Annotated in this window: 21 protein-coding genes and 1 riboswitch; of the genes, 9 read left to right on the top strand and 12 right to left on the bottom strand. The window is 76.0% G+C overall.

What is annotated here, in order from left to right; translation table 11 throughout:
• Positions 1-23 precede the first annotated feature (23 nt).
• The gene (gcvT, locus tag MHY85_RS11585; protein WP_308191370.1) at positions 24-1196 is read right to left on the bottom strand and encodes a glycine cleavage system aminomethyltransferase GcvT; all 1173 of its coding nucleotides are present in this window, start codon (positions 1194-1196) and stop codon (positions 24-26) included.
• Positions 1193-4204, bottom strand: coding sequence for an aminomethyl-transferring glycine dehydrogenase (gene gcvP / locus MHY85_RS11580; protein WP_239196453.1), 3012 nt, complete (start codon positions 4202-4204; stop codon positions 1193-1195). The genes gcvT and gcvP overlap by 4 nt, the downstream gene beginning before the upstream one ends.
• A 199-nt stretch (positions 4205-4403) precedes the next feature.
• Positions 4404-4519, bottom strand: a riboswitch (glycine riboswitch).
• Between the two features lie 119 nt (positions 4520-4638).
• Here gcvP and MHY85_RS11575 point away from each other — a divergent pair.
• On the top strand, positions 4639-6648 hold the full coding sequence (locus MHY85_RS11575) for a DUF4214 domain-containing protein (protein ID WP_239196451.1): 2010 nt from the start codon (positions 4639-4641) through the stop codon (positions 6646-6648).
• Between the two features lie 7 nt (positions 6649-6655).
• Here the strand turns inward: MHY85_RS11575 and MHY85_RS11570 are convergent, their stop codons facing one another.
• From MHY85_RS11570 to MHY85_RS11545, 6 genes are all read right to left on the bottom strand, one after another.
• On the bottom strand, positions 6656-7189 hold the full coding sequence (locus tag MHY85_RS11570) for a hypothetical protein (RefSeq protein WP_239196449.1): 534 nt from the start codon (positions 7187-7189) through the stop codon (positions 6656-6658).
• Positions 7186-8271 (bottom strand): lactate dehydrogenase, encoded by a 1086-nt coding sequence (locus MHY85_RS11565; RefSeq protein WP_239196447.1) that lies wholly within the window; start codon positions 8269-8271, stop codon positions 7186-7188. Before MHY85_RS11565 ends, MHY85_RS11570 begins: the two co-directional genes overlap by 4 nt.
• A gap of 47 nt (positions 8272-8318) precedes the next feature.
• Entirely contained in the window at positions 8319-8711 is a 393-nt protein-coding gene (locus MHY85_RS11560) for a zf-TFIIB domain-containing protein (RefSeq protein WP_239196445.1), read from the bottom strand.
• Positions 8712-8809: 98 nt separating this feature from the next.
• On the bottom strand, positions 8810-9994 hold the full coding sequence (locus MHY85_RS11555) for a pyridoxal phosphate-dependent aminotransferase (protein WP_239196443.1): 1185 nt from the start codon (positions 9992-9994) through the stop codon (positions 8810-8812).
• Positions 9995-10158: 164 nt separating this feature from the next.
• Positions 10159-10671: a low molecular weight protein-tyrosine-phosphatase gene (locus MHY85_RS11550; RefSeq protein ID WP_239196461.1), complete on the bottom strand. Its 513-nt coding sequence runs from the start codon at positions 10669-10671 to the stop codon at positions 10159-10161.
• 114 nt (positions 10672-10785) lie between these two features.
• On the bottom strand, positions 10786-12240 hold the full coding sequence (locus tag MHY85_RS11545; RefSeq protein ID WP_239196459.1) for a SulP family inorganic anion transporter: 1455 nt from the start codon (positions 12238-12240) through the stop codon (positions 10786-10788).
• An 87-nt stretch (positions 12241-12327) separates the two neighbouring features.
• On the opposite strand from MHY85_RS11545, the gene MHY85_RS11540 reads away from it, so the two are divergent.
• From MHY85_RS11540 to holA, 3 genes are read left to right on the top strand one after another with little or no spacing between them, the layout of a single operon-like run.
• On the top strand, positions 12328-13065 hold the full coding sequence (locus MHY85_RS11540) for a helix-hairpin-helix domain-containing protein (protein ID WP_239196441.1): 738 nt from the start codon (positions 12328-12330) through the stop codon (positions 13063-13065).
• Positions 13062-14885, top strand: a complete 1824-nt coding sequence (locus tag MHY85_RS21885; RefSeq protein WP_239196439.1) for a ComEC/Rec2 family competence protein — start codon at positions 13062-13064, stop codon at positions 14883-14885. The genes MHY85_RS11540 and MHY85_RS21885 overlap by 4 nt, the downstream gene beginning before the upstream one ends.
• 4 nt (positions 14886-14889) lie before the next feature.
• Positions 14890-15927 carry a DNA polymerase III subunit delta gene (gene holA / locus MHY85_RS11530; protein ID WP_374233486.1) on the top strand — a complete coding sequence of 346 codons (1038 nt, stop codon included), beginning with the start codon at positions 14890-14892 and terminating at the stop codon, positions 15925-15927.
• A 58-nt stretch (positions 15928-15985) separates the two neighbouring features.
• Here the strand turns inward: holA and MHY85_RS11525 are convergent, their stop codons facing one another.
• On the bottom strand, positions 15986-16741 hold the full coding sequence (locus tag MHY85_RS11525) for an EAL domain-containing protein (protein WP_239196437.1): 756 nt from the start codon (positions 16739-16741) through the stop codon (positions 15986-15988).
• A 210-nt stretch (positions 16742-16951) separates the two neighbouring features.
• Here MHY85_RS11525 and MHY85_RS11520 point away from each other — a divergent pair, with 210 nt between their 5' ends.
• Together MHY85_RS11520 and MHY85_RS11515 are read left to right on the top strand one after the other, a co-directional pair.
• On the top strand, positions 16952-17089 hold the full coding sequence (locus MHY85_RS11520; RefSeq protein WP_239196435.1) for a hypothetical protein: 138 nt from the start codon (positions 16952-16954) through the stop codon (positions 17087-17089).
• Between the two features lie 122 nt (positions 17090-17211).
• Positions 17212-18543 (top strand): helix-turn-helix transcriptional regulator, encoded by a 1332-nt coding sequence (locus MHY85_RS11515; protein WP_239196433.1) that lies wholly within the window; start codon positions 17212-17214, stop codon positions 18541-18543.
• 191 nt (positions 18544-18734) lie between these two features.
• On the opposite strand, the gene rpsT is transcribed toward MHY85_RS11515, so the two are convergent.
• Positions 18735-18995, bottom strand: coding sequence for a 30S ribosomal protein S20 (gene rpsT, locus MHY85_RS11510; RefSeq protein ID WP_239196431.1), 261 nt, complete (start codon positions 18993-18995; stop codon positions 18735-18737).
• A 246-nt stretch (positions 18996-19241) separates the two neighbouring features.
• On the opposite strand from rpsT, the gene MHY85_RS11505 reads away from it, so the two are divergent.
• A complete protein-coding gene (locus MHY85_RS11505) occupies positions 19242-20075 on the top strand; it encodes a bifunctional 2-polyprenyl-6-hydroxyphenol methylase/3-demethylubiquinol 3-O-methyltransferase UbiG (protein WP_239196429.1) in 834 nt (277 codons plus the stop codon).
• Between the two features lie 76 nt (positions 20076-20151).
• Here the strand turns inward: MHY85_RS11505 and MHY85_RS11500 are convergent, their stop codons facing one another.
• Entirely contained in the window at positions 20152-20913 is a 762-nt protein-coding gene (locus tag MHY85_RS11500; RefSeq protein WP_239196427.1) for a maleylpyruvate isomerase family mycothiol-dependent enzyme, read from the bottom strand.
• Positions 20914-20956: 43 nt separating this feature from the next.
• On the opposite strand from MHY85_RS11500, the gene lepA reads away from it, so the two are divergent.
• Both lepA and hemW read left to right on the top strand, forming a co-directional pair.
• Positions 20957-22837, top strand: coding sequence for a translation elongation factor 4 (gene lepA, locus MHY85_RS11495; protein ID WP_308191369.1), 1881 nt, complete (start codon positions 20957-20959; stop codon positions 22835-22837).
• The gene (gene hemW / locus MHY85_RS11490) at positions 22834-24078 is read left to right on the top strand and encodes a radical SAM family heme chaperone HemW (RefSeq protein WP_239196426.1); all 1245 of its coding nucleotides are present in this window, start codon (positions 22834-22836) and stop codon (positions 24076-24078) included. The genes lepA and hemW overlap by 4 nt, the downstream gene beginning before the upstream one ends.
• A gap of 102 nt (positions 24079-24180) precedes the next feature.
• Here the strand turns inward: hemW and MHY85_RS11485 are convergent, their stop codons facing one another.
• Positions 24181-24576, bottom strand: a complete 396-nt coding sequence (locus tag MHY85_RS11485; RefSeq protein ID WP_239196425.1) for a DUF4870 domain-containing protein — start codon at positions 24574-24576, stop codon at positions 24181-24183.
• Positions 24577-24880 lie beyond the last annotated feature (304 nt).

Below are 24880 nucleotides of genomic sequence, written 5' to 3'. Positions count from 1 at the left end.
GGCGGGGGAAGGGACGGGCGGGGTCAGGACCGACGGTAGAACGGCAGCGCGACCACGCGGACCGGCTCGCGCCGACCGCGCACGTCCACGGCCAGCTCCGTGCCCTCGGCGCTGACCTCGGGCGTCACGTACGCCATGGCGATCGGCGTGCCCAGGGTCGGGGACGGCGCACCGGAGGTCACCCGGCCGACCGGCACGGCGTCCTCGGCCGTCGAGGTCAGCACCTCGTACCCGTGCCGGGCGGCGCGGCGGCCGGAGCCGACCAGGCCGACCAGGACCCGGGACGGGTTCGCGTGCGCCCGGGACGCGAGCGCGGCACGGCCGACGAACGGCAGCGGCTCGCCGTCGGCGGTCGTCTTGTCCAGGCGCACCACCCGGCCGAGGCCCGCGTCGTGCGGGGCGGTCGTGGTGTCGAGCTCGTTGCCGTACAGCGGCATGCCCGCCTCCAGCCGGAGGCTGTCCCGCGCGGACAGACCCGCGGGCACGAGGCCGAGCGGGGCGCCGGCGGCCAGCAGGTCGCGCCACAGGCCCGGCGCCGCGTCCGCGGGCACGAACAGCTCGAAGCCGTCCTCGCCGGTGTAGCCGGTGCGGGCCACGAGCGCCCCGACGCCGCCGACGGTCGCGGGCACCCCCGCGTAGTACCGCACGTCGCGGACGGCCTCGGCGTGCGCCGGGTCGGTGAGGCCGACGACGATCTCGGCGGACCGCGGCCCCTGCACCGCGATCAGCGCCGTCTCCAGGGACCGGTCGGTGAGCGAGGCGTCGAACGGCGCCAGCCGCTCGGCGAGCGCGCCCGCCACGACGGCGACGTTCGACGCGTTCGCGACGACCAGGTAGGCCTCGTCGGCCAGGCGGTAGACGATCAGGTCGTCCAGGATCCCGCCGTCCTCCTGGACGATCATCGTGTACCGCGCCCGGCCGACCGCGAGGCCGGAGATGTTCCCGACCAGCGCGTGGTCGAGGCCGGTGCCGGCGCCGGGGCCGTCCACGTGCAGCTCGCCCATGTGCGACAGGTCGAACAGCCCGGCCGCGGTGCGGACGGCCTGGTGCTCCGCGAGGTCGCCGGCGTACCGCAGCGGCATCAGCCAGCCGGCGAACGGCGTCATCGTGGCGCCGAGCGCGACGTGCTCCGCGTGCAGCGGGGACAGCACGGCCCCCGTGGCGTCGTCGGTGGTCGGGGTGGTCGTCTCGGTCACAGCGCGGCTCCCTCGGCGTAGGCCTCGATGGGCGGGCAGGCGCAGACGAGGTTCCGGTCCCCGTGCGCGCCGTCGATCCGCCGGACCGGCGGCCAGTACTTCCCGGCGCGCAGGCCCGCGACCGGGTAGGCCGCGAGCTCGCGGCCGTAGGGCTTGTCCCAGTCGTCGGCGACGAGCGCGGCCGCGGTGTGCGGGGCGTTCCGCAGCGGCGACTCGGCGACCGCCCAGCGCCCGGCGGCGACCGCGTCGATCTCCGCGCGGATCGCGACCATCGCGTCGACGAACCGGTCGAGCTCCGCGACGTCCTCGGACTCGGTGGGCTCGACCATCAGGGTCCCGGCCACCGGGAACGACAGCGTCGGTGCGTGGAAGCCGTAGTCCATCAGCCGCTTGGCGACGTCCTCGGCCGTCACGCCGGTCTGCTTGGTGATCGCGCGCAGGTCGAGGATGCACTCGTGCGCCACCAGACCCGCGGGGCCGGTATAGAGCACGGGGAAGTGCGGGGCCAGCCGCGAGGCCAGGTAGTTGGCGGACAGCACGGCGGTCTCGGTGGCGCGGCGCAGGCCGTCGCCGCCCATCAGCGCGACGTACGCCCAGGAGATCGGCAGGATGCCGGCGGACCCGAACGGCGCGGCCGACACGGCCGGGGCGGCCCCGCCGGTCAGCGCGCCGGTGTCCCCGGTGAACACCGCGTCGGTCGCCGGCAGGTACGGCACCAGGTGCGCCGCGACGCCGATCGGGCCGACGCCCGGTCCGCCGCCGCCGTGCGGGATGCAGAACGTCTTGTGCAGGTTGAGGTGCGACACGTCGCCGCCGAACTCGCCCGGCCGGGCCAGGCCGACCAGCGCGTTGAGGTTGGCGCCGTCGATGTAGACCTGGCCGCCCGCGGCGTGCACCAGGTCGCAGACCTCGCGCACGTCCTCCTCGAAGACGCCGTGCGTCGACGGGTAGGTGATCATGATCGCGGCCACCCGGGGGCCGTGCTGCTCGAGCTTCGCCCGCAGGTCGTCCAGCTGCACCGAGCCGTCCTCGGCGGTCGCGACGACGACCACGCGCATGCCCGCCAGCGCTGCCGACGCGGCGTTGGTGCCGTGGGCGGAGGCCGGGATCAGGCAGAGGTCGCGCACGGGGACGTCCTCGGGCGCGGCGCCGGCCGCGATCGCCTCGGCGCGGCGGCCCTCGTGGTACCCGCGGATCGCGAGCAGCCCGGCGAACTCGCCCTGCGAGCCCGCGTTCGGCTGCACCGACACCGCGGCGTACCCGGTGATCTCGGCCAGCCAGCCGGTCAGGTCGCCGATCAGCTCGGCGTAGCCCGCGGCCTGCTCGGCCGGCACGAACGGGTGCAGCCCGGCGAACCCGGGCCAGGAGATGGCCTCCATCTCGACCGTCGCGTTGAGCTTCATCGTGCACGAGCCCAGCGGGATCATCGTGCGGTCCAGCGCGAGGTCCTTGTCGGACAGGGCGCGCAGGTACCGGAGCATCGCGGTCTCGGAGCGGTGCCGGTGGAACACCGGGTGCGTGAGGTAGTCGCTCGTCCGGCGCAGGTGCACCGGGATGGCGGGGGCGTCGAGGCCGTCGGCCGGGCCGCTGGCGAGCGCACCCGCGTCCGCATCGGCGAACGCGGCCAGGACCTCGGCCACGTGCGCCTCGGTGGTCACCTCGTCGCAGGTCACCTGGACGTGGTCGTCGTCCGCGGCCCAGACGTTGATCCCGCGGGCGGCCGCGGCGGCGACCACGGCGCGCGCCCGGCCCGGCACGACGGCCCGGACGGTGTCGAAGAACTGGGCGTGCTGGACCCGGACGCCGCCGGCCCGCAGCCCGTCGGCCAGCGCCACCGCGCGGGCGTGCACCCGCTCGGCGATCTCCCGCAGCCCGTCGGGCCCGTGGTACACCGCGTACATCGACGCGACGATGGCCAGCAGCGCCTGCGCGGTGCAGATGTTGCTGGTCGCCTTCTCGCGGCGGATGTGCTGCTCGCGCGTCTGCAGCGCGAGCCGGTAGGCGGTCGCGCCGTCGGCGTCGATCGACACCCCGACCAGGCGGCCGGGCAGCGAGCGCTCCAGGCCCGTGCGCACGGCCATGTAGGCGGCGTGCGGGCCGCCGTAGAACAGCGGGACGCCGAACCGCTGCGCCGAACCGACCGCGATGTCCGCGCCCTGCTCCCCCGGCGGGGTGAGCAGCGTCAGCGACAGCAGGTCCGCGGCGACGGTGACCAGCGCGCCCACGTCCTTGGCCGCCGCGATCAGCGGCGCGAGGTCGCGGACGGCACCGGACGCGCCGGGCGCCTGCAGCACGAGGCCGACCAGCGCCTCGTCGCCGAGATCGGGCAGGCCGTCCGTCAGGTCGGCGACCCGGACGCCCAGGCCCGCGGCCTCCGCGCGGCCCAGCGTCACGGCGAGCGTCTGCGGCAGGCAGTCGGCGTCCAGGACGACGACGCCGGTGCGGCCCTTCGCCGCGCGGTGCATGAGCGCGACGGCCTCGGCGACGGCCGTGGCCTCGTCGAGCAGCGAGGCGTTCGCGACCGGCAGCGCCGTGAGGTCGGCGACCACGGTCTGGAAGTTGAGCAGGGCCTCCAGCCGGCCCTGGGAGATCTCCGGCTGGTACGGCGTGTACGCGGTGTACCAGGCCGGGGACTCGAGGACGTTCCGGCGGATCACCGGCGGGGTGACGGTGTCGTGGTAGCCCAGGCCGATCATCTGGGTCAGCACCGTGTTCTTGTCCGCGATCGTCCGGAGCGCGGCCAGCACCTCGGACTCGCCGCGGGCCTCGGGCAGCGCGAGCGGGCGGTCGGTGCGGATGCTCGCCGGGACGGCCGCGTCGATCAGCGCGTCCAGGCTCGGCCAGCCGTCGCCGACGTGGGCCAGCAGGCCCGCGACGTCGCCCGGGCGGGGCCCGACGTGCCGGTCGGCGAAGCCGCGCGCGGCGTCGGTGCGGTCCGCGGCGGCGTCGCGCGGGGTCCCGGCGTCCGTGGTGCGGGCGTCGGTCGGAAGGTCCTCGAGGTGGGTCACGCGGCTGCTCCGGGCGGTCGGGCGTGCATGGGCGGACGGGCGGGTGGTGCGCGTCTCCCCGCTCTGTCATCCGCCGGCCGCGGGCGTCCGCGGGCGTGCGACCTGAGAGTTTTGCCGGTCCGCCGTGCCCGCGAGGGCCGGGGCGCGCCGACTTGCACCGTCGGTGGGCCGGCGTGCGCCGGCCGCTTTCCAGAGTTGCCTCGCCACGGCGGTACGGGGGCCTGAGAGATTCCCGGGGAGGGTTGCTCCTTCGGCGCCTCGCGGTCGCGGCCGCCCGGGGGCGGTCGCGCGGGAGGGCTCTCCCGCCGCGGTTCGAGCAGCGTGTTGAGTTGTCCGGGTCACAGCGTAACCCTCACGACGGGCGCCCTCCCCGCCGATGGGGTCGGGAGCCCCGCGCGCCTGCGCGACGCCGCCCGGTCCAGGAGGATCCCCGCATGACCGCACCGGTCGCCCGCCCGCGACGCCGCCGCGCCACCGCCGTGCTCGTGACCGCGGTCCTCGGGGTCGGCGGCCCCGCCGCCGCGGTCGCCGCCGACGAGCCCGACGCCCGCCACGAGGTCGACGGCACCGTCGTCTACGTGGTGTCGGACCCCGTACCGCACGACGACGGGGAGCACTTCCACGAGGGCTCGGTCACCGAGGCCTACGCCCACGTCGACGGCACGCTCCTCGACCTGTCGGCGGTCCAGGAGCCGGTGGTCGGCACGGACCACCCGCCGGTGGACGCGCTGGCCGACGGCACCGACGTGGTCGTCACCATCGAGGCCGACCCCGGGCTCGACCGGGCGCAGGCGGTCGAGGCGGCCGCGGGCGACCTCGACCCGCGCGCCTCGGTCGTCGACGTCGAGACCGCGGGCACCGCCGACCTCGCCGCCCAGGCCGACCTGGCGGGCGTGCACGTGCTCGTCGTGCTCCCGGTGGTGTGGACCGCGGGCCAGGCCGCCCCGAGCGCGGCGCTGCAGGCGGCCGCCGACGGCACCGCGGCGTACTGGGAGCGGCAGAGCGCCGGCCGGGTGGACGTCCAGCAGTCCGTGCGCGCTCCCCAGGTCGTCCCGCAGCCCGCCGGCTGCGACGACGACGCGATCATGCGCGCCGCCCTGGCGGCCAACCCCGGCATCACGCCGTCGGCGACCACCCACGTCGCCGTGCACTTCCCGGCGATCGCGTCCTGCGCGTTCGCCGGCCGCGCCACGATCAACGGCGGGAGCATCTGGCTCAACGGCGCCGCCCAGACGTACGTGCTCGCGCACGAGCTCGGGCACAACCTCGGCCTCGGGCACGCCAACACCCTCACCTGCACCTCCGCCGGGGCGCGCGTGCCGCTCGCCGCGCTCAGCAGCTGCTCCGTCACCGAGTACGGCGACGACGCCGACGTCATGGGCCAGGGCCGGAACGCCACGAACCCGGGCAACATCAGCACGGGCTTCGCGCAGCACCTCGGGTGGGCGACCGTCGCCGACCTCGGCGGTCCGGTCGCCTCCCCCACGACGCTCGACCTCGCCCCGCTCGCCGGCACGGCCGCCCTGCGGGGCGTGCGCCTGCAGTCGTCGGCGGGACCGGTGTTCGCCGACTACCGCCCGGCGGCCGGGCCCGACGCGCTGCACCGGCCCGCCTGGGCCGGTGTGCAGGCGCACCTGGTCCTGACGGACGCGCGGTTCCGGTTCCCGACCAGCTACCTGCTCGACCTGCAGCCGACCGGCTCGCCGTTCAGCGCCCCCCAGCTCCCTGCGGGTGCCTCATGGGCGGTGCCCGGGACGGGCGCGACCCTGCGGACCGACTCCACCGGGGCGACCGCGCGGGTCTCGGTGGTCCCCGACGGCGCCGGGACGCCGACCCAGCGCTACGTCGCCCGGGTGTACTCGGATCTCTTCGGCCGGCAGCCGGACCCGGTCGGGCTCGCGACCTGGACGCAGGCACTGGACTCGGGGACGCCGCGGATCGCCGTGGCGAACGCGATCACCTACTCCGCCGAGTACCGGACCCGCCTGATCGCCGACTCCTACGCGACCTTCCTCGGGCGCCAGCCCGACCCGGTCGGCGCCGCAGGTTGGCTGCGCGCGATGCAGGCCGGGATGATCATCCAGGAGATGGAGTCGGGCTTCCTCGCGTCGCCCGAGCACTACGCGACCAGCGGCGGGACCGACACCGCCTGGGTGACCCGCCTGTACCAGCAGGTCCTGCACCGCACCCCGGGCCAGCCCGAGGTCGCGTCCTGGACGAGCACGCTGGCGCGCGGCGCGTCGCGGCAGCAGGTGGCGATGGGCTTCCTGCTGTCGACCGAGCACCTGACCACCGTGGTCGACGGCCACTACGTGCACCTGCTCGGCCGGCACATCGACCCCACGGGTGCCCGCTCCTGGGTCGGGGACATCCAGCGCGGCGCCCGGGTCGAGGCGGTGATCGGCGGGATCATCGCCAGCACGGAGTACTACGGGCGCCTCTGACGCCCGGTCAGCCCGCCGGCGGCGCGTCCCCGCGCGTCGCCGCGCCGGCGACCTCGGGCAGCGGCAGCACGACGACCGCGGCCGACACCGCGCCCCGGGCCCGGGCGTGCGCCACCACCGCCTCGACGTCGGGCAGCACGCCCTCGACCAGCACCGGCTGGCCGGCGGCGGCGTCCCCCGCCCAGCGCACGGCGACCCCGGGGGGCGGCGCGAACGGCGCCGCGTCGGGGGGCAGGTGCACCACCGCGGCGGCGCGAACCGCCGGGTCGTCGACCGCGCGCACCGCGACGGCGCGCACGGCGGCGAGCCGGCCGACCGTCCGGGCGAGCAGCCGCTGACGGCGCTCCGTCGCGGTGAACGTGACGACGATCAGGCCGACCCCGTCGGCGACGTCGCCGGTGCTGAGCGAGTCGAACGAGACGCCGCGGGTGGAGAAGACGCCTGCCAGGGCGGTGAGCGTGCCGGTGGCGTCCGCGCCGGCCACGAAGGCGACCCAGCGGCGGTCCGGGCCGGGCGCGGCGGCGGGGCCGTCCGCGGTCACCGGGCCACCCCCGCGCCCAGCCCCCAGGGCGTCAGCATCGCGTCGATCCGCGCGGCCGAGGCGAGCAGGCGGCGCGCCTCGTCCGGCGCGGGCTCGTCCAGGAGCACGCGCGTCCACCCCTCGGGGCCGAGCACGACCGGCACCCCGAGCACCCCGTGCAGCGGCGTCCCCGCGACGGCGACCTCCCCGTCCAGCGCGACCTGCCCGGCGACCACGATGTCCCGCCCGTCGAGCACGGTGTCCACCAGGTCGACCGTCGCGTTCGCGGTGGCGGCGGCCGTCTTGGCCCCGCTCTGGTGCGTGAGCCACGGGCGCGCGACGCCGCGCAGGTCCGGCGGCCAGGTCTCGACCAGGTCGAACGCCGCCGCCACGTGGCCGGCCATCAGGCCCCCGAGGTCGCGCTTGGCGTCCTCGATCTCGGCCGCGAACCCGTCGAGGGTCCGCCCGCCTCGCAGCGCCGCGACCGCGCGCCGGCGCTCCTCGACGTCGAGCCCGCTGATCCGGACCGTCGACCACAGCGGCACGAGGTCGTCCCCGTGCTGCCCGGCCACGAACCCGCCGACCCGGTGCCGGCGCACGCCGAGCGAGACGGCGACCTCGCGCCGGAACCGCAGCGTGTCGAGCCAGGCGCCCATCCCGATCACCCGGTGCCGGCCCAGCTCGCGGGCCACCACGGCCACGCCGAGCTCCACGGGGTTGGACACCACCACGACCACCTCGTGACCCGAGCCGTGCCGGGCGATCGCGCGGGCGTACGCGGCGAAGACCTCGTGGTTCTCGGCCGCGAGCGCCGCGCGGTCGGCGACGGCGCCCGCCCGCGCCGGGGCCGTCCGGCCCGCGGTCAGCACCACGACGTCGGCGACGACGTCCTCCGGGTCGAGGGCGACGTCGATGAGCGGAGCGTGCTCGTCGTAGGCGTCGACCAGGTCGGCGCGCAGCCCGTAGGACGCACGCCCGGACGCGCCGCCCGGGCGGCCCACCAGCTGCAGCCGCGAGGTGGTCGGCAGCACCCGCCGCTCGATGAGCTGGGCGCACACCTGCCGCCCGACGTCACCCGTCGCTCCCAGCACCGCCACGTCCACGGGCCCGACCCTAGGTCACCGGGGCGGGTGGCGGACGCGCGGACGGCTCAGTCGAAGTCGAGCAGGTCCCCGAGCCAGGACTCGCGCTTCTTCTTCTTGCCGTACGGGTGCCGGGGATCGCGGCGGTCGTCGTACCGGCGGTCCTCGTACCTGCGGTCGTCCCGGTACCGGTCGTCGGGGTGGCCGGGCTCGCGGTAGCCGCCGTCGCGGTAGCCGGGCTCGCGGTGGCCGCCGTAGCCGGGCGCCGCCGGGTAGCCACCGGGTGCCGCCGCGGGGCCCGGGTCCGCGGCCACCGGGGCGGGGGCGCCGGCGGCGCGGTCGAGGATCTTGTCCAGCTCGCCGCGGTCCAGCCAGATGCCGCGGCAGGACGGGCAGTAGTCGATCTCGACGCCCTGCCGCTCCGCCATCACCAGCTCGGCCCCGTCGGTGGGACACCTCATGTCGACCTCCTCGCCCGTGCGCGCCCTCGCGGGTGCGCGTCCTGCCCCGCCCAACGGACGGGCCCGCGGCCCGGTTCCGCGCGCCCCCACGGGGCCGGCTACAGCGTGCGCTGCCAGGCGACGACCCGGTCCACGGCCTCCGCGACCACGTCCGGCGCGGACGCGAACGACAGCCGCACCCAGTCGTGCCCGTCGACGGAGTCGAAGTCGGTGCCCGGGGTCAGCGCCACCCCTGCCTCGTCGAGCAGCCGGGCGCACCAGGTCCGCGAGTCCAGCCCGGCCGCGGACACGTCGGCGTACACGTAGAACGCGCCGTCGGCGGGCGCGACGCGGGACCAGCCGAGCTCCGGCAGCCGGTCCAGCACGGACCGGCGGGACGCCGCGTACTGGGCGACGTTCGCCTCGGCGGCGGCGTACCCCTCGGGCGTGAACGCCGCGACCCCCGCGTGCTGCGCGAGCGCCGGCGGGCACAGCGCCACGTTGCCGGCGAGCGCGTCGACCGGGGCCGCGAGGTCCTCCGGCAGCAGCAGCCAGCCGAGCCGCCAGCCGGTCATCGCCCAGAACTTGGAGAACGAGTTGACCACGACGGTGCCGGTGCCGAGCGACGTCGCGGCGGTGGGGGCGCCGGCCGGGCCGGGCTCGGCGGCGACCGCGTCGGGGTAGGTGATGCCGTGGTAGATCTCGTCCGAGATGAGCCGGACCCCGTGCTCCGCGCACCAGGCCGCAAGCCCGTCGAGCGACGCGCGGTCGATCAGCGTGCCGGTCGGGTTGGCGGGGCCGGCGACCACGAGGCCGTCCACCGGGCGGTCCAGGGCCTCGAGCTGCTCGACCGTCGGCTGGTACCGGGTCTCCGGGCCGCAGGGCAGCTCGACGACCTCGCACCCGAGCGACGCGAGGATGTTCTTGTACGCCGGGTACCCGGGCCGGGCGAGCGCCACCCGGTCGCCGACGTCGAACGCGGCGAGGAACGCGAGCATGAACCCGCCCGACGACCCGGTGGTCACCGCCACCCGCCCGGGGTCGACGTCGACGCCGTACCAGGACCGGTAGTGCCCCGCGATCGCCGCGCGCAGCGCCGGGCTGCCGAGCGCCTCGGTGTACCCGAGGTCCCCGCCGGCCAGGAGCTGCACCGCGCGCTCGCGCACCACGTCCGAGGCGCCGGTCGACGGCTCCCCGACGCACAGGTTGAGCACCGACTGCCCCGCGGCACGGCGCGCGTTGGCGGCCGCGACGATGTCCATCACGGCGAACGGGGGCACCTGGGAGCGCGCGGAGACCTTCACCCGCCCCATCCTGCCCCGGCCGGTGCCCGGTGCGCCCGCGCGCGTCCGCGCGTCGGCCGCGCCTGGGCCCGCGACTCCTACGCCTTCCGGCGCGCCCACCCCCGATCCCCGGTGGCGGCGCCGGAAGGCGTAGGCCGCGCGGACCGCGCCCGCCGCGCCCGCCGTCAGGCCCGGGCGGCGTCCCGGTCGGACAGGGCCGCGCGGACCGCGTCGACCACCCCGTCGGCGGCCGCCTCGATCTCGTCGAGGCAGTGCTCGAAGTTCTCGGGGCCGCCGTACCAGGGGTCGTCGACGTCGAGCAGGTGCTCGTCGCGCGCGCCGGCCGCCCGCGGCGCCGCCGGGTCGAAGGTCCGGAACATCACCACCCGGCCCGCCACGTCCGCGTCGCCGGCGATCCGCCGCAGCGCCCGGGCGTGCGACGCGGTCATCGCCAGCACGAGGTCCCGGTCCCGCAGGTCGGCCGCCCGCACCTGCCGCGCCTCCCGCCGGGGGACGTCGTAGCCGCGCGAGGCCAGGGCCGCCCGGGCCCGGCGGTCGATCGGGTTGCCGTGCTCCTCGTCGCTGACCCCGGTCGAGTCGACGACGACGCGGTCGCCGAGACCGGCGTCGTCCAGCCGCGCGCGCAGCACCACCTCGGCCATCGGAGAGCGGCAGATGTTGCCGGTGCACACCGTCATCACGCGGTAGGGGTCGTCCGTCACGCCGGGTCCTCCCAGGGGGTCGTCGGGTCCGGCGTCCATCCTGGCACCCGGGCCGGGACCCCGGCCCGCGAGCCCGGGCGGCTCGGCTACTCAGTGCCCGCCGCCCCCGAGCGCCTCCGCCAGCCGCCCGAGCCGCCGCGCGCTGTCCGCGTTCAGCCCCACCACCTCGGCCGTCTTCCCCTTGGCGGCGTACTTCGTGACGATCGCGTCGAGCGTCGCCGCGGTGGACGCGTCCCAGACGTGCGCGTCCGCCAGGTCGATGACCACCCGCGCCGGGTCGCCGTCGTAGTCGAACTGGTAGACGAGGTCGTTGGACGACGCGAAGAACAGCGCCCCGGACACCGCGTACCGCCGCACGCCGGGGTCCTCCCCCGCGTCGAGCCGGGTCACCGTCGTCAGGTGCGCCACACGCCGCGCGAACAGCACCGTCGCGACGAGGACGCCCGACACGACGCCGTACGCGAGGTTGTGCGTGGCGACCGTGACCGCCACGGTCACGAGCATCACCGCGGTCTCGCTCAGCGGCATCCGGCGCAGGGTCGACGGCCGGACCGAGTGCCAGTCGAACGTCGCGACGCAGACCATCACCATGACGGCCACCAGCGCGGCCATCGGGATGGCCCCCACGACGTCGCCGAGCACTACGACCAGCACCAGCAGGAACGCGCCGGCCAGGAAGGTCGAGATCCGGGTGCGCGCGCCCGAGACCTTCACGTTGATCATCGTCTGGCCGATCATCGCGCAGCCACCCATGCCGCCGAACAGCCCGGACAGCACGTTCGCGGCGCCCTGGCCCCACGCCTCGCGGGTCTTGTCGGAGTGCGTGTCGGTGACGTCGTCGACGAGCTTCGCGGTCATCAGCGACTCGAGCAGCCCGACCAGGGCGAGCCCGGCGGCGTACGGCGCGATGATCCGCAGGGTCTCGAGGCTCAGCGGCACGTCCGGCAGCACCAGCGAGGGCAGGCTGTCCGGCAGCGCGCCCTGGTCGCGGACCCGCGGCACGGCCAGGCCCGCCGCGACGGTCACGACCGTCAGCAGCACGATCGCGACCAGCGGGGCGGGAACGGCGGTCGTGAGCCGCGGGACCAGGGCGATGATCGCGATGCCCGCCGCGACGAGCGGGTACACCACCCACGGCACGTCGACCAGGTGCGGCAGCTGCGCGAGGAGGACCAGGATCGCGAGCGCGTTCACGAACCCGACCATCACCGACCGCGGGATGAACCGCATGAGCCGGGCGACGCCGAGCAGGCCGAGCGCCACCTGGATCACGCCGCCGAGGACGACGGTCGCCAGCAGGTACTGCACCCCGTGGTCCCGCACGACCGGCGCCACCACCAGCGCGACCGCCCCGGTCGCGGCCGAGATCATCGCCGGGCGCCCGCCGAGGAACGCGAGCGTCACCGCCATCACGAAGGACGAGAACAGCCCGACCCGCGGGTCGACGCCGGCGACGATGGAGAACGAGATGGCCTCGGGGATCAGCGCGAGGGCCACCACCAGGCCGCCGAGCACCTCGGTGCGCAGGCGGGCGGGCGACCGCAGGGCCGAGCGGACCGACCACGAGGTGTCCGCCTCGGGGACGGCGGGGCGCCGGACCCGGGACGGGCGGACCGCGCGGGTGACGACGGGGTGCGTGCCGAGGCGGACGCCGCGGCCGGCGCGGACCTCGACGAGGCCGACGGCGTGGTCGTCGACGCGCGTCCGGGGCTCGACGGCCTCGTGCGGTGGCGGGTGGCGCCGCGGACGGCGGGGATCGCGCTCGGGGCGTTGCTGCTCGTGGGCGGGGCGGTGGCCCTGCGGTCGGCCGGGCAGCCGACGGGGGAACCGGTCGCGGTCGAGGAGCCGGCGGTGACCGCCCCGGCGACCGCGCAGGGTGACGGCGAGCCCGGTCCGGCGGCCGCCGAGGAGGCGACCGTGTGGGTGCACGTCGTCGGGGAGGTCGAGTCGCCGGGGGTGGTCGCGATGCCCGCCGGCTCGAGGGTGGCGGACGCCGTCACCGCGGCCGGCGGCGCGCTGCCCGGGGCGGACCTGACCGCGCTGAACCTGGCGGCCGTCGTCCAGGACGGCGCCCAGATCCGGGTCCCCGCGCCGGGCGAGGAGCCCCTGGCCGCCGACGACACGGGCGGCGGTGCGGGCGCGGGCGGTGGCGGTGCGGGCGGGGCCGGTGCCGGCGGTGGCGCCGTGGACGTCAACGCGGCCGGCGCCGCCGAGCTCCAGACCCTGCCGGGGATCGGGCCGGTCCTCGCCGAGCGGATCGTGGCCTGGCGGGAGGCGAACGGGCCGTTCGCGAGCGTGGACGCCCTGCTGGACGTGTCGGGCATCGGCCCGGCGGTGCTCGGTCAGATCCGCGACCTGGTGCGGGTGTGAGCGCGGACGAGGCGGTCGACGTCCGGCTGGTCCCGGCGGCACTGGCCGTGTGGGCGGCGGCGGCGCTCGCCGTCGGCGCGGCCCCGGGGGTGCTGGTGCTCGGCGCGGTGGTGCTCGGCGCGCTCGCCGTGACCCTGCTCGTCCTCCCGCGGGTCGCGGCGCGGGCGGGTGGCGCGCGGCGCCCGCCGGACCCGACCGTGCGGGTGGAGGAGCCGCGGGCAGGTGCGCGGCGCCCGCCGGACCCGACCGTGCGGGTGGACGCACCGCGGGCAGGTGCGCGGCGCCTGCTCGACCGGACCTCGCTGCCGGCGCAGGCCGGGCTGGCGCTGGGCGCGGTGGCGGTGCTGCTGCTGGCCACGGGGGCGCAGGTCCGTGCGCGCGAGGCCGGCGACGTCCGCCGGCTCGCCGAGGAGCGTGCCCGGGTCCGGCTCGTCGGCACCGTCCGGTCCACCCCGCAGGTGCCCGCGGGCGCGGGCGGCTCGGGGGGCGTGGTGCGCTTCCTGCTGGCGGCGGACTCGGTGGTCGTCGTCGATGCCGGGCGAGGCGCGGGGCTGGGCTCCCGGACGGGTGGCGGCCACGCGACCGAGCGGGTGAGCGGGCAGTCGGCCGACCTGGGCGCCCGCGCCGCGAGCGGTGCGGCCGTCGGCGGCACCCCGGCGACGCGTGCCACCGCGACGCGCGCCGCTGTCGACGTGTACGCGCCTGCCACGGCATCCGACCTGGCCTACGGCACGCGCGTCGCCGTGGAGGCGCGGCTCTCGCCGGTCCCGGACGCCGCCCGGCGGGTGATGGCGCGCGCCCGGGCGGACCGGGACCCGGCCGTACGTGCACCGCCTCCCGCCGTGCTCCGAGCCGCCGACGGGCTGCGGACCGGGCTGGTCACGACCGCAGCAGCGGTCCCCGGCGACGCGGGGCGGCTGCTGCCGGCGGTGGCGGTCGGCGACACCCGCGGGGTCGGCGACCTGGACGACGCGATGCGGGTGTCCGGGCTCGCGCACATCACGGCGGTGTCGGGGGCGCACTTCTCGATCCTCGGCGCCGTGGTGCTGGCCGTGGTCACGCGGTGCGGGGTGCCGCGGCGGTGGCGCTGGCTCCCGCTGGTGCTGGTGCTCGGCGGGTTCGTCGCGGTGGTGCAGCCCGGGTCGAGCGTCGTGCGGGCGGCGGTGATGGGCGGGGTCGCCGTGCTCGGCATCGTGGCGGGCCGGCCGGCGCGGTCGGTGCCCGCCCTGGCGTGCGCCGTGACCGTGCTGCTCGTGGTGGACCCCTGGTTGGCCCGGGACGTCGGGTTCGTGCTGTCGGTGGTCGCGACGGCGGGCATCGCCCTGCTCGCGGGGCCGCTGGCCCGACGGTGGTCCGCGCCCTCCGCCGGGCCACGGGCACACGCGACCCACGCCTCCGGGGGCCGGCGTGCCCGCCCCGGGGCCGACGAGCTCCCGGCAGCGCACCCCGTGGCGACGGCCTTCGCGGTCCCGGTCGCCGCCCAGGCGGTGTGCGCGCCGGTGCTCCTCGTGCTCACCCCGGCCGTGCCCGCGTACGCCGTGCTGGCGAACGCCGTCGCGGCGCCGGCCGTGGCTCCGGCGACGGTCGGGGGGCTGCTCGCCGCGGTGCTGGGTCCGTGGTGGCCCGCGGGGGCCGCCTGGTGCGCCCAGGGGGCGGGCGCCGCGTGCTGGTGGATCGCGGCGGTCGCCCGCACCGCCACCGGTCTGCCGGGCGCCCAGGTCGCGTGGGCGGGGGGCGCGCTCGGCCAGGTGCTCCTCGCGTGCGCGTGCGGCGCGGCGCTCGTCCTCGTGCTCCGCTGTCGGCGGGCCGTGGGACGCTAGGCACGTGCCTGCTCCCACCTCCGCCGCGCGCCGACCCGCCCGGGGCGGCGGCCGCGGGTCGTCCGCCCCCGCCGGCCTCGCGTGGGACGAAGTGGGGCTCGCCCCCGTCGTCCTGATCACCGGTCCGGAGGAGCTGCTCGCCGAGCGCGCCGCCGACCGGGTCGTGGGGCTCGCCCGCGAGCGTGCCGCCGACGTCGAGGTCACCCGGCTCGACGCCGCGGCGTACGGCGCGGGCGAGCTGACGCTCGCCACCAGCCCGTCGTTGTTCGCCGAGGACCGGGTCGTGGTGGTCGAGAACGTCGAGAAGGGCACGGACGACCTGATCCTCGAGGCGACCGCGTACGTCGCCGCCCCGCAGGACGACGTCGTCCTGGTGCTCCGGCACGGCGGCGGCCAGCGCGGCAAGCGGCTGCTCGACGCCGTGCGGGCGGCCGGGCACCCCGTGGTGGTGTGCGAGACGGTCAAGCGCGACGCCGACAAGGCGTCGTTCGTCACGCAGGAGCTGCGTCGCGCGGGCCGGCGGATGGAGGCCCGGGCCGTCCGGTCGCTGGTGGACGCGGTCGGCAGCGACCTCCGCGAGCTCGCCGCGGCGTGCGCCCAGCTCGTCGCGGACACGTCGGGGGTCATCAGCGTCGAGGTCGTGGAGCGGTACTACGGCGGCCGGATCGAGGCGACCGGGTTCCGCGTCGCCGACGCCGCCGTCGACGGCAACGCGGGGGAGGCGGTCGCGCTGCTGCGGCACGCGTTCGCCACGGGGGTCGACCCGGTCCCGCTGGTCGCGGCCCTGGCGGCTCGGCTCCGCGTGCTCGCCAAGGTCTCCGCGGTGCGGGGCCGCGGGCCGGGAGCCGAGCGCGACCTCGGTCTCGCGCCGTGGCAGGTCGACCGGTCGCGCAAGGAGCTGAACCGGTGGACGCCCGAGGCGCTCGCGTCGGCGATCACGGCCGTCGCCCAGGCCGACGCGGAGGTCAAGGGCGCGAGCCGCGACCCGCGGTTCGCCGTCGAGCGCGCGGTGCTGCGGATCGCCGCGGTCGTCCGGCGCTGACCTGGACCCCGGGTGCGGGTGACGACGCCGCGCGGCGCGCCCCGGGTGCCCGGACCGGCTAGATGTAGTGCTGCCCCAGCGCGTTGCTGCCGGGTCGCAGCAGCGGCGCGGCCGAGCGGTCGACCAGCAGGCTCCGCTCCAGCAGGTTGCCCTGGTAGAGGTCGAAGCCGAGGCGGCGCCCGGCCTTGAGCTCGGCGCTCGTCTCCACGAACTCGGCCACGAGCAGCGCGCCGTGCGAACGGGCCAGGTCGACCACGGGCTCGCCCTCGAGGTCGAGGTCCCGCGCGTCGATCTTCACGAAGTCGGCCTGGGGGAGCAGCGTGCGCTGGTCCTGGCGGGAGACGAAGCCGGCCATCGCGATCCGGAAGCCCTGCTCGCGCAGCCGGCGCACCCCGCGCAGCACGTCGCCGTCGATGCGGGTGGTGCCGGTGATCTCCACCACGAGGCGGTCGGGGCGGTTCGGCAGGTGCAGCTCGCCGGTGAGGAACGCGCGCGGGCACCGCGCGAACAGCCAGCGCCCGTGACCGACCTCGTCGACGTCCGCGCGCCCGAACGTGGCGCGCAGCACGGCGCTGGTGGCGCGCTCGTGCTGGAGCTCGCTCCACGCGCCGGCGTCGGCCGAGGTGGCACCCGGCACCCGGAACGCGAGCTCGTACCCGAAGGGATGGAGGCGGGGGGAGAAGATCCCCTGCCGCCCGACGACCACGCGCTCGGTCGCCACGTGCCGGTCCCACTCGCGGCGCAGCACATCCGGGATCGCGGCGTCGATCTCGTCCGCGAGCCGTCGCTCCACGTCGCCCTGTCCCCTGGTCATGGCATCCATGACACCACAGTCAGCGCCGCATGACACGCGTTCGGTGCTCTCACCGGGGGTGATATCGCGAGATGACGGGCCAAAGTGACGCCCGATTCACCCGATTGGGCGGAACCACAGCAGAACTGCTCAGAAGGTGGTGCGAAGCGCATCGCATCAGTCATGATCGTCGTGACAGCCAGTCAACATTCTGTGACAGGAGAACCCCCCATGCGCACCTCGATGAAGGCCATCGCCACCGCCGCCCTCGCCCTGACCCTCACCCTGGGCGCGTCGGGCGCGGCCAACGCCGCCGGCGGCTTCACGATCCAGAGCGGGGCGACCGGCTGCTGCCGGACCGTCGCCTGAACGCCTTCGGGGCGTCCCGGCTCGCTCTGCTGACGCCAGCCGCGTGCGGCGAGCCGGGACCGAGACGTGGCGGACGGGTGACAGGCTCGCCGTCACGAGTCGTCATAGGTACAGTGACACCCATGACGACCATTGCTGACCGCGTCCGCCAGGCGCGGTTGGCCGCTGGGCTCTCCCAGACGGCCCTCGCCGGAGACGCGCTCTCGCCGAGCTACATCTCGCTGATCGAGTCCGGCCGGCGTGAGCCGACCGACGCGGCGCTCGGCGTCATCGCCGAGCGGCTCGGGTCCACGGTCGAGTACCTCAAGCACGGCGACGAGGGGCCGGCCGAGGCGCGCGCCAAGCTCGCGCTCGACTACGCCCGCCTCGACCTGGTGTCGGGGGAGGCCTCGTCCGCCCGCGACCGGATCCTCGCGCTGGACCTCGAGCCGGTCACCCGGCAGGTGCGGGTCGAGGCGCTGCTGGCCCTGGCGCAGGCGCACGAGATGCTCGGCGACCTCGAGTCCGCCGTCGGCGTCCTGGAGCCCCTGCTGACGCAGGCGCGGGCCGAGCAGCACCACCTCGACGCCGCCGCCGCGGCCACGGCCCTCGTCGCCTCCTACGTGGAGTCCGGCGACCTCGGCCGCGCGATCGAGGTCGGCGACCGCCAGCTCGCGGAGCTGGAGGAGGCCGGTCTGACGGGTACCGACGAGCACCTCCGCCTCGGCTCGACGACCCTGTGGGCGTACGTCGAGCGTGGCGACCTGCTGTACGCGACGCACCGGGCGGCGGAGCTCATCCGCCAGGCGGAGTCGCTCGGCACCCCCCGCGGCCGCGGATCCGTCTACTGGAACGCGGCGCTCGTGGCGGAGCAGCGGCACGACTACGGCCTGGCCAAGCGCTACACCGAGCGCGCGCTGGCCCTGCTCGGCGAGGGCGAGATCAGCCGCGACATCCCGCGTCTGCGGCTCAACTACGCGTGGCTCCTGCTCCGCAGCGACCCCGCGGAGCCGGCCACCGCCCTCGAGCAGCTCGAGCGCGCGGCCCCCGAGCTCGAGGTCTCGGGCTCCGAGGTGGAGATGGCGCGCCTGGACGTCGAGCGTTCCCGCGCGCACCTGATGCAGGGCGACCCGGTCGCGGCCGAGACCTTCGGCCGCGCGGCGCTCGACCGGCTCGGCGACCAGCCCCGACTGGACGGTGCGGCGGCGCAGCTCGCGATCGGCGACGCGCTGCACGCCCGCGGGGAGGTCGAGGCGGCGTCCCGCGCGTACCGCTGGGCGGCCGACATGCTCGGCATGATGTCCGCGTCGCGGCAGTCCGCCGCGGTGTGGCGCGAGCTCGGCGACCGCTTCCTGGGTCACGGCGACGTGACCGGGGCGGCGCAGGCGTTCGACCGCGCGCTGCGGGAGGCGGGCTTCCGGCCGGCCGTGCCCGCGGTGCTGTGGGAGGCGTGGAGCGCGGTGGCTCAGGACTGAGCGACCGCGTTCCCCCACGGGAGGGCCACGGCCCGACCCGCACAGAGGGCGTCACCCCGCAGGGGGGGTGACGCCCTCGGCGCGTTCCGCGAGCGCGCCGCGCGCCGCGCGTGCCGCCTGCGTGGGGTGGAACGGCGAAGGGCGCCACCCCGTGGAGAGGGTGGCGCCCTTCGGGCGGGCGTGCGGTCGCGTCAGAGCGCGTTGACCGACTTCGCCAGCGCCGACTTCTTGTTGGCGGCCTGGTTGGCGTGGATGACGCCCTTCGAGACGGCCTTGTCGAGCTTCTTCGACGCGGCGACCAGCGCGGTGGTCGCGGCGTCCTTGTCGCCACCGGCGACGGCCTCGCGCACGCGGCGCACGAACGTCTTCAGCTCGGACTTGACAGCCTTGTTACGCAGGCGCGCCTTCTCGTTGGTGCGGATGCGCTTCATCTGGGACTTGATGTTGGCCACGGTGTGGACTCTCTTCGTGTGTTCGCCGGAGCGAGAGGAACAAGGTCGTAGAGGGCGCGTCCGGCGCCGGGACTGGGGCGTGGGGACACCCGCGGAGAGGAACCGGACTTGTGCCCGCCGACCCGGGCGGACACGCGACTGACAAGCCTACCAGGACAGCGGCCCGCGGACGAAGCGCGGGGTCGGGGCGGCGAGCGGGCGCGAAAGTCCTCGTCCGGGACGCGTCGTCCACCCTAGGGTGCCGCCATGACCAGGGACGCCGTCGCCGTGAACCGGCGGAGCTGGGACGCCGTCGTCCCCGCCCACCTCCTCGCCTACGGTGCGGACGGCTTCGTGGCCGACGCCCGCCGGGTCACCTCCGTCGTCCGCGACGACCTCGCCGCGCTCGCACCGCACCTGCCCGCGGGATCGCCGGCGGGGCTGGACCTGGCCCACCTGCAGTGCCACATCGGACTGGACACGCTGTCGTGGGCGCGGCTCGGGGCGCGGGTGACCGGCGTGGACCTGTCGCCGGCGTCCGTCGCGGCGGCCCGTGACCTGGCGGAGAGAGCCGGCCTCGCCGCGACCTTCCTGGAGAGCGACGTCGCGCACGTCCTCGACGTCTGCCCCGACCGGTTCGACGTCGTCTACACCGGCATCGGGGCCCTGTGCTGGCTGCCCGACCTCGACGCCTGGGCGCGGGTGGTGGCGGGGCTGCTGCGTCCGGGCGGGACGTTCTACGTCCGCGAGGCGCACCCGGTGCTCTACGCCCTCGACCCGGACCGGTCCGACGGGGCGCTGGTGCTGGCGCAGCCGTACTTCGGCGGCGCGCCGCGGCACCGCCGGGAAGCCTCGACCTATGCCGGGGGAGCGGTGCCCGAGGACGCGCGGGACACCTACGAGTGGCAGCACGGGCTCGCCGAGATCGTGCAGGCCCTGCTGGGCGCCGGGCTCCGGCTCGCGGCGATCGCCGAGCACCGGACGATCCCCTGGCCCGCGCTGCCCGGGATGGTGCCGACGGGCGACGGCAGCTGGGCGCTCCCGGACGGCGCCGACCGCCTCCCGCTGACCTTCGCCTTGACCGCCACGAAGCCCACGTGACCCCTCGCCGAGCCGTCGTCCCGTCCGGACACGACCTCACCGCGATGTGACGACCTCGGCGTGGCGGCGGCGCAGATCACGGGGTGAGGGGGCGGGCGAGCGCGGCGAGCAGAGCCGCGCGGTCGCCGGTGGCGGTCAGAGCCGGGTCGTCCGGCGTCGTCCGGCCCCACAGCAGGAGCGCGAGCGCGCGCGCCGGACCCGCGACCGTCACCGGTGCCGCCGGCCCGCCCAGCGTCCACGTCCGCCCCGCGTCGGTCGCGGCCAGCGCCACCGGCGCGTCCAGCGGCGCCATCCGTCCGAGCCGCACCTGCCGCGGCGTCATCACCGTCACCACCTCGTCGACCGTGTCGGCCCACAGCGCCGGGTCGTCGACGGGGTGCGGCACCCCGGCCGCCTCGGCGAGGTCGTGCAGGTGCACGAGGGTCTCGTGCACCTGCCGCCGGTGCCAGAACACGGCTGGCCCGGGGCCGGTCAGGGTGTGCGCGGGCGCGTCCGGGCCGAGCGCCCGCAGCGTGTCCTGCAGTACATCGGCCTGCTCCCGGTAGAACGCCCGCAGCGCCGCCGGCTCACGCGGCTCGGTCGGGTCCGCGCCGTCGTCGTCCAGGCGCCGCGCCATCGCCGCGGCCCAGCGGTGCACCCCGCCGAGGTGCAGGGCGAGGTCGGTCACGGTCCAGGGGGCGCACCTCGGCACCGGGGCGTCCGGGTCGGCGTCGGCGAGCAGGGCGGCGAAGGCGTCCTGGGCGGCGGCGAGCGCGTCGAGCAGGTCGGTCCCGGCGGCCGGGTCGGTGGTCCCGGCGGGGCGCGATCCCGCGGCGGCTCGGGTCTCGGGCGCGGGCATGGGACCATGGTGGCAGTCCGACCCTGCGAAACCGAGGGAGCACGTGTCCCCGATCCCGAGCGCCGAGCAGTCCCGGCGCATCACCCCCGCGGCGACCCCGCCCGAGCTGCTGCGCAACTTCTGCATCATCGCGCACATCGACCACGGCAAGTCGACGCTCGCCGACCGCATGCTGCAGCTCACGGGCGTCGTCGACTCGCGCGCCATGCGCGCGCAGTACCTCGACCGCATGGACATCGAGCGCGAGCGCGGGATCACGATCAAGTCCCAGGCCGTGCGCATGCCGTGGGCGCTGGGTGACACGCCCTACGCCCTCAACATGATCGACACCCCGGGCCACGTGGACTTCACCTACGAGGTGTCCCGGTCGCTGGCCGCGTGCGAGGGGGCCGTGCTGCTGGTCGACGCCGCGCAGGGCATCGAGGCGCAGACGCTGGCGAACCTGTACCTGGCGATGGAGAACGACCTCCAGATCATCCCGGTGCTGAACAAGATCGACCTGCCCGCCGCCCAGCCGGAGAAGTACGCCGAGGAGCTCGCGAGCCTCATCGGCGGCGACCCGGCCGACTGCCTCAAGGTGTCCGGGAAGACGGGCGAGGGCGTCGAGGCGCTGCTCGACCGGATCGTCGAGCTGGTCCCGGCCCCGACCGGCGACCCCGACGCCCCGGCGCGCGCGATGATCTTCGACTCGGTCTACGACACGTACCGCGGTGTCGTGACCTACGTGCGGGTCAAGGACGGCAACCTCAACCCGCGCGAGCGGATCGCGATGATGTCGACCAAGGCCACGCACGAGCTGCTGGAGATCGGCGTCATCTCGCCCGAGCCCGTCCCGACGAAGGGCCTGGGCGTCGGCGAGGTCGGCTACCTCATCACCGGCGTGAAGGACGTCCGCCAGTCGAAGGTCGGCGACACCGTCACGAACGCGAGCAAGCCGGCCACCGAGGCGATCGGCGGCTACTCCGACCCGAAGCCGATGGTGTTCTCGGGCCTGTACCCGATCGACGGCTCGGACTACCCGGTGCTGCGCGACGCGCTCGACAAGCTCAAGCTCAACGACGCCGCGCTCAACTACGAGCCCGAGACCTCGGTCGCGCTGGGCTTCGGGTTCCGCGTCGGGTTCCTCGGCCTGCTGCACCTCGAGATCATCCGGGAGCGGCTGGAGCGCGAGTTCAACCTCGACCTCATCTCGACCGCGCCCAACGTGGTCTACGAGGTGACGATGGAGGACCGCACGGTCGTCACCGTCACCAACCCGAGCGAGTTCCCCGGCGGCAAGATCCGCGAGGTGCGCGAGCCGATCGTGAAGTCGACGATCCTGGCCCCGAGCGAGTTCATCGGCGCCATCATGGAGCTCTGCCAGGGCAAGCGCGGCGACCTGCTCGGCATGGACTACCTGTCCGAGGACCGCGTCGAGATGCGCTACACGCTGCCGCTCGCGGAGATCGTGTTCGACTTCTTCGACCAGCTGAAGTCCCGGACCCGCGGCTACGCGAGCCTCGACTACGAGCCCGTCGGCGAGCAGGTCGCGGACCTGGTGAAGGTCGACATCCTGCTGCAGGGCGAGCAGGTCGACGCGTTCAGCTCGATCGTGCACAAGGACAAGGCGTACTCGTACGGCGTGATGATGGCGTCCAAGCTCAAGGACCTCATCCCGCGCCAGCAGTTCGAGGTGCCGATCCAGGCGGCCGTCGGCTCGCGGGTCATCGCCCGCGAGACGATCCGCGCGATCCGCAAGGACGTGCTCGCCAAGTGCTACGGCGGTGACATCACCCGCAAGCGGAAGCTGCTGGAGAAGCAGAAGGAGGGCAAGAAGCGCATGAAGACGATCGGCCGGGTCGACGTGCCGCAGGAGGCCTTCATCGCCGCGCTGTCGTCCGACGCGGGCGGCGGCAAGGACGCCAAGGACGCGAAGAAGAAGTGAGCCCGGCGCTCCCGGAGGGCGACGCCGCACCCGCGGACGGCGCCCTCCCGGCCTCGGTGCGCGACGGCGCCGACCGCCGCGGGTTCGGCGTGTACCTGCACGTGCCGTTCTGCACGGTGCGGTGCGGGTACTGCGACTTCAACACGTACACGGCGACCGAGCTCGGCGGCGGGGCGTCCCAGGTGGCCTACGCGGACACGGCGCTGGCGGAGATCGCGCTCGGTGCCCGGGTGACGCGCGCCGCGGGGCTGCCCGACCGGCCGGCGTCGACGGTGTTCGTCGGCGGCGGCACCCCCACGGTGCTGCCGGCGTCCGACCTGGTCCGGATGCTCGACGGCGTCCGCGGCGCCTGGGGTCTCGCGGACGACGCCGAGGTCACGACCGAGGCCAACCCCGACTCGGTGACCCCGGAGTCGCTGGCCGAGCTGGCGCGCGGTGGGTTCACGCGCGTGTCGTTCGGCATGCAGTCGGCGGTGCCGCACGTGCTCGCGACGCTGGAGCGCACGCACGACCCGCGCCGGATCCCCGACGTCGTGCGCTGGGCGCGGGACGCCGGCCTGGCCGTGTCGCTCGACCTGATCTACGGCACGCCGGGGGAGTCGCTCGCCGACTGGCGCGCCTCGCTGGAGACGGCCCTGGCCACCGGGGTCGACCACGTGTCGGCGTACGCGCTGGTCGTGGAGCAGGGCACGAAGATGGCCGTCCAGGTCCGCCGCGGCGACCTCGCGCTGCCCGACGAGGACGACCAGGCCGCGAAGTACGAGCTCGCCGACGACCTGCTCACCGAGGCCGGCCTGCACTGGTACGAGGTGAGCAACTGGGCGCGCACCCCCGCGGACGCGTGCCGGCACAACCTCGCCTACTGGCGGAACGACGACTGGTGGGGTGTGGGCCCGGGTGCGCACAGCCACGTCGGCGGCGTGCGGTGGTGGAACGTGAAGCACCCGCGGGCGTACGCGGCGCGGCTGGCCGCGGGGGAGAGCCCGGCCGCGGGGCGGGAGACGGTCGAGGACGCCTCGGCGCGGCTGGAGCGGGTGATGCTCGGCGTGCGGCTGGACGAGGGGCTGCCGGTCGAGGCGCTGAGCCCGGCCGGGCGCGCCCGGGTCGCCGGGCTGGTGGCCGACGGGCTGGTCGACGCGCGCGCGGCGCTGGGCGCCGGGGGCCGCCCGGGCCGCCGGGTGCGGCTCACGCGCCGGGGCCGGCTGCTGGCCGACGCGGTCGTCCGCACCCTCGCGGACTGACGCCCCGGCACATCCCGGGAAGACGAGTGGAAGGTCTGGCCGGACTCGCCGTGGGCGTGTCGGGCCAGACCTTCCACTCGAGGGGGTGTCAGCGCGTGGGGGTCACTTCACCAGGCGCAGGGTGAGCGGGTAGCGGTACCACTCGCCCTTGTTCACGGCCACGGCCGCGAGGATCGAGAACACCAGCGCGACGACGCCCACCACGAACGGCAGGAAGAACAGCACGCCGAACGTGATGCCGGCCAGGATGCCGGACGCGATGTAGGCGATCACGACGGTGATCTGGAAGTTCAGCGCCTCCTTGGCCTGGTCGTCCAGGTACGGGCCGCGGCCCTTGAAGACCAGCCACACCACCAGCGGGGCGAGGAACGAGAAGATGATGCCGCCGAGGTGGGCGAGCAGGGCCCAGGTCTTCTCCTCGTCCGGGCGCAGCGGGGGCTGGCCGCCGAACGGCGGCTGGGGCTGACCGCCGGCGGGCGGCTGCTGGTCGTACGACATGCGACTCCTCAGGAAGGATCTAGACGGGTACGGCGTGCGCAGCGTAGCGGTGTGACCGGGTCTTTCGTCCCCTTCTGTCCAGAATCGGGCTCCTTGACACCCGGCGGTCGCCTTCGGTTCGCTGGCCGGACGGCGATCCACCCGCCGACCAGGAGGGCACGATGACCGAGAACCCGGGCACCACCCCGCCGCGCGACGACGAGCCGCAGCAGCCGCCGTCCCCGCCGCAGCAGCCGTACGGCCAGCCGCCCTACCCGCCCCCCGGCTACGCCCCGCCGCCCCTGGGCGTAGCCGGGGGGCGGGT

This window comes from Cellulomonas sp. ACRRI (assembly GCF_022346185.1).
Lineage (GTDB): Bacteria > Actinomycetota > Actinomycetes > Actinomycetales > Cellulomonadaceae > Cellulomonas.
This window is presented reverse-complemented; position numbering and strand designations above follow the sequence as displayed.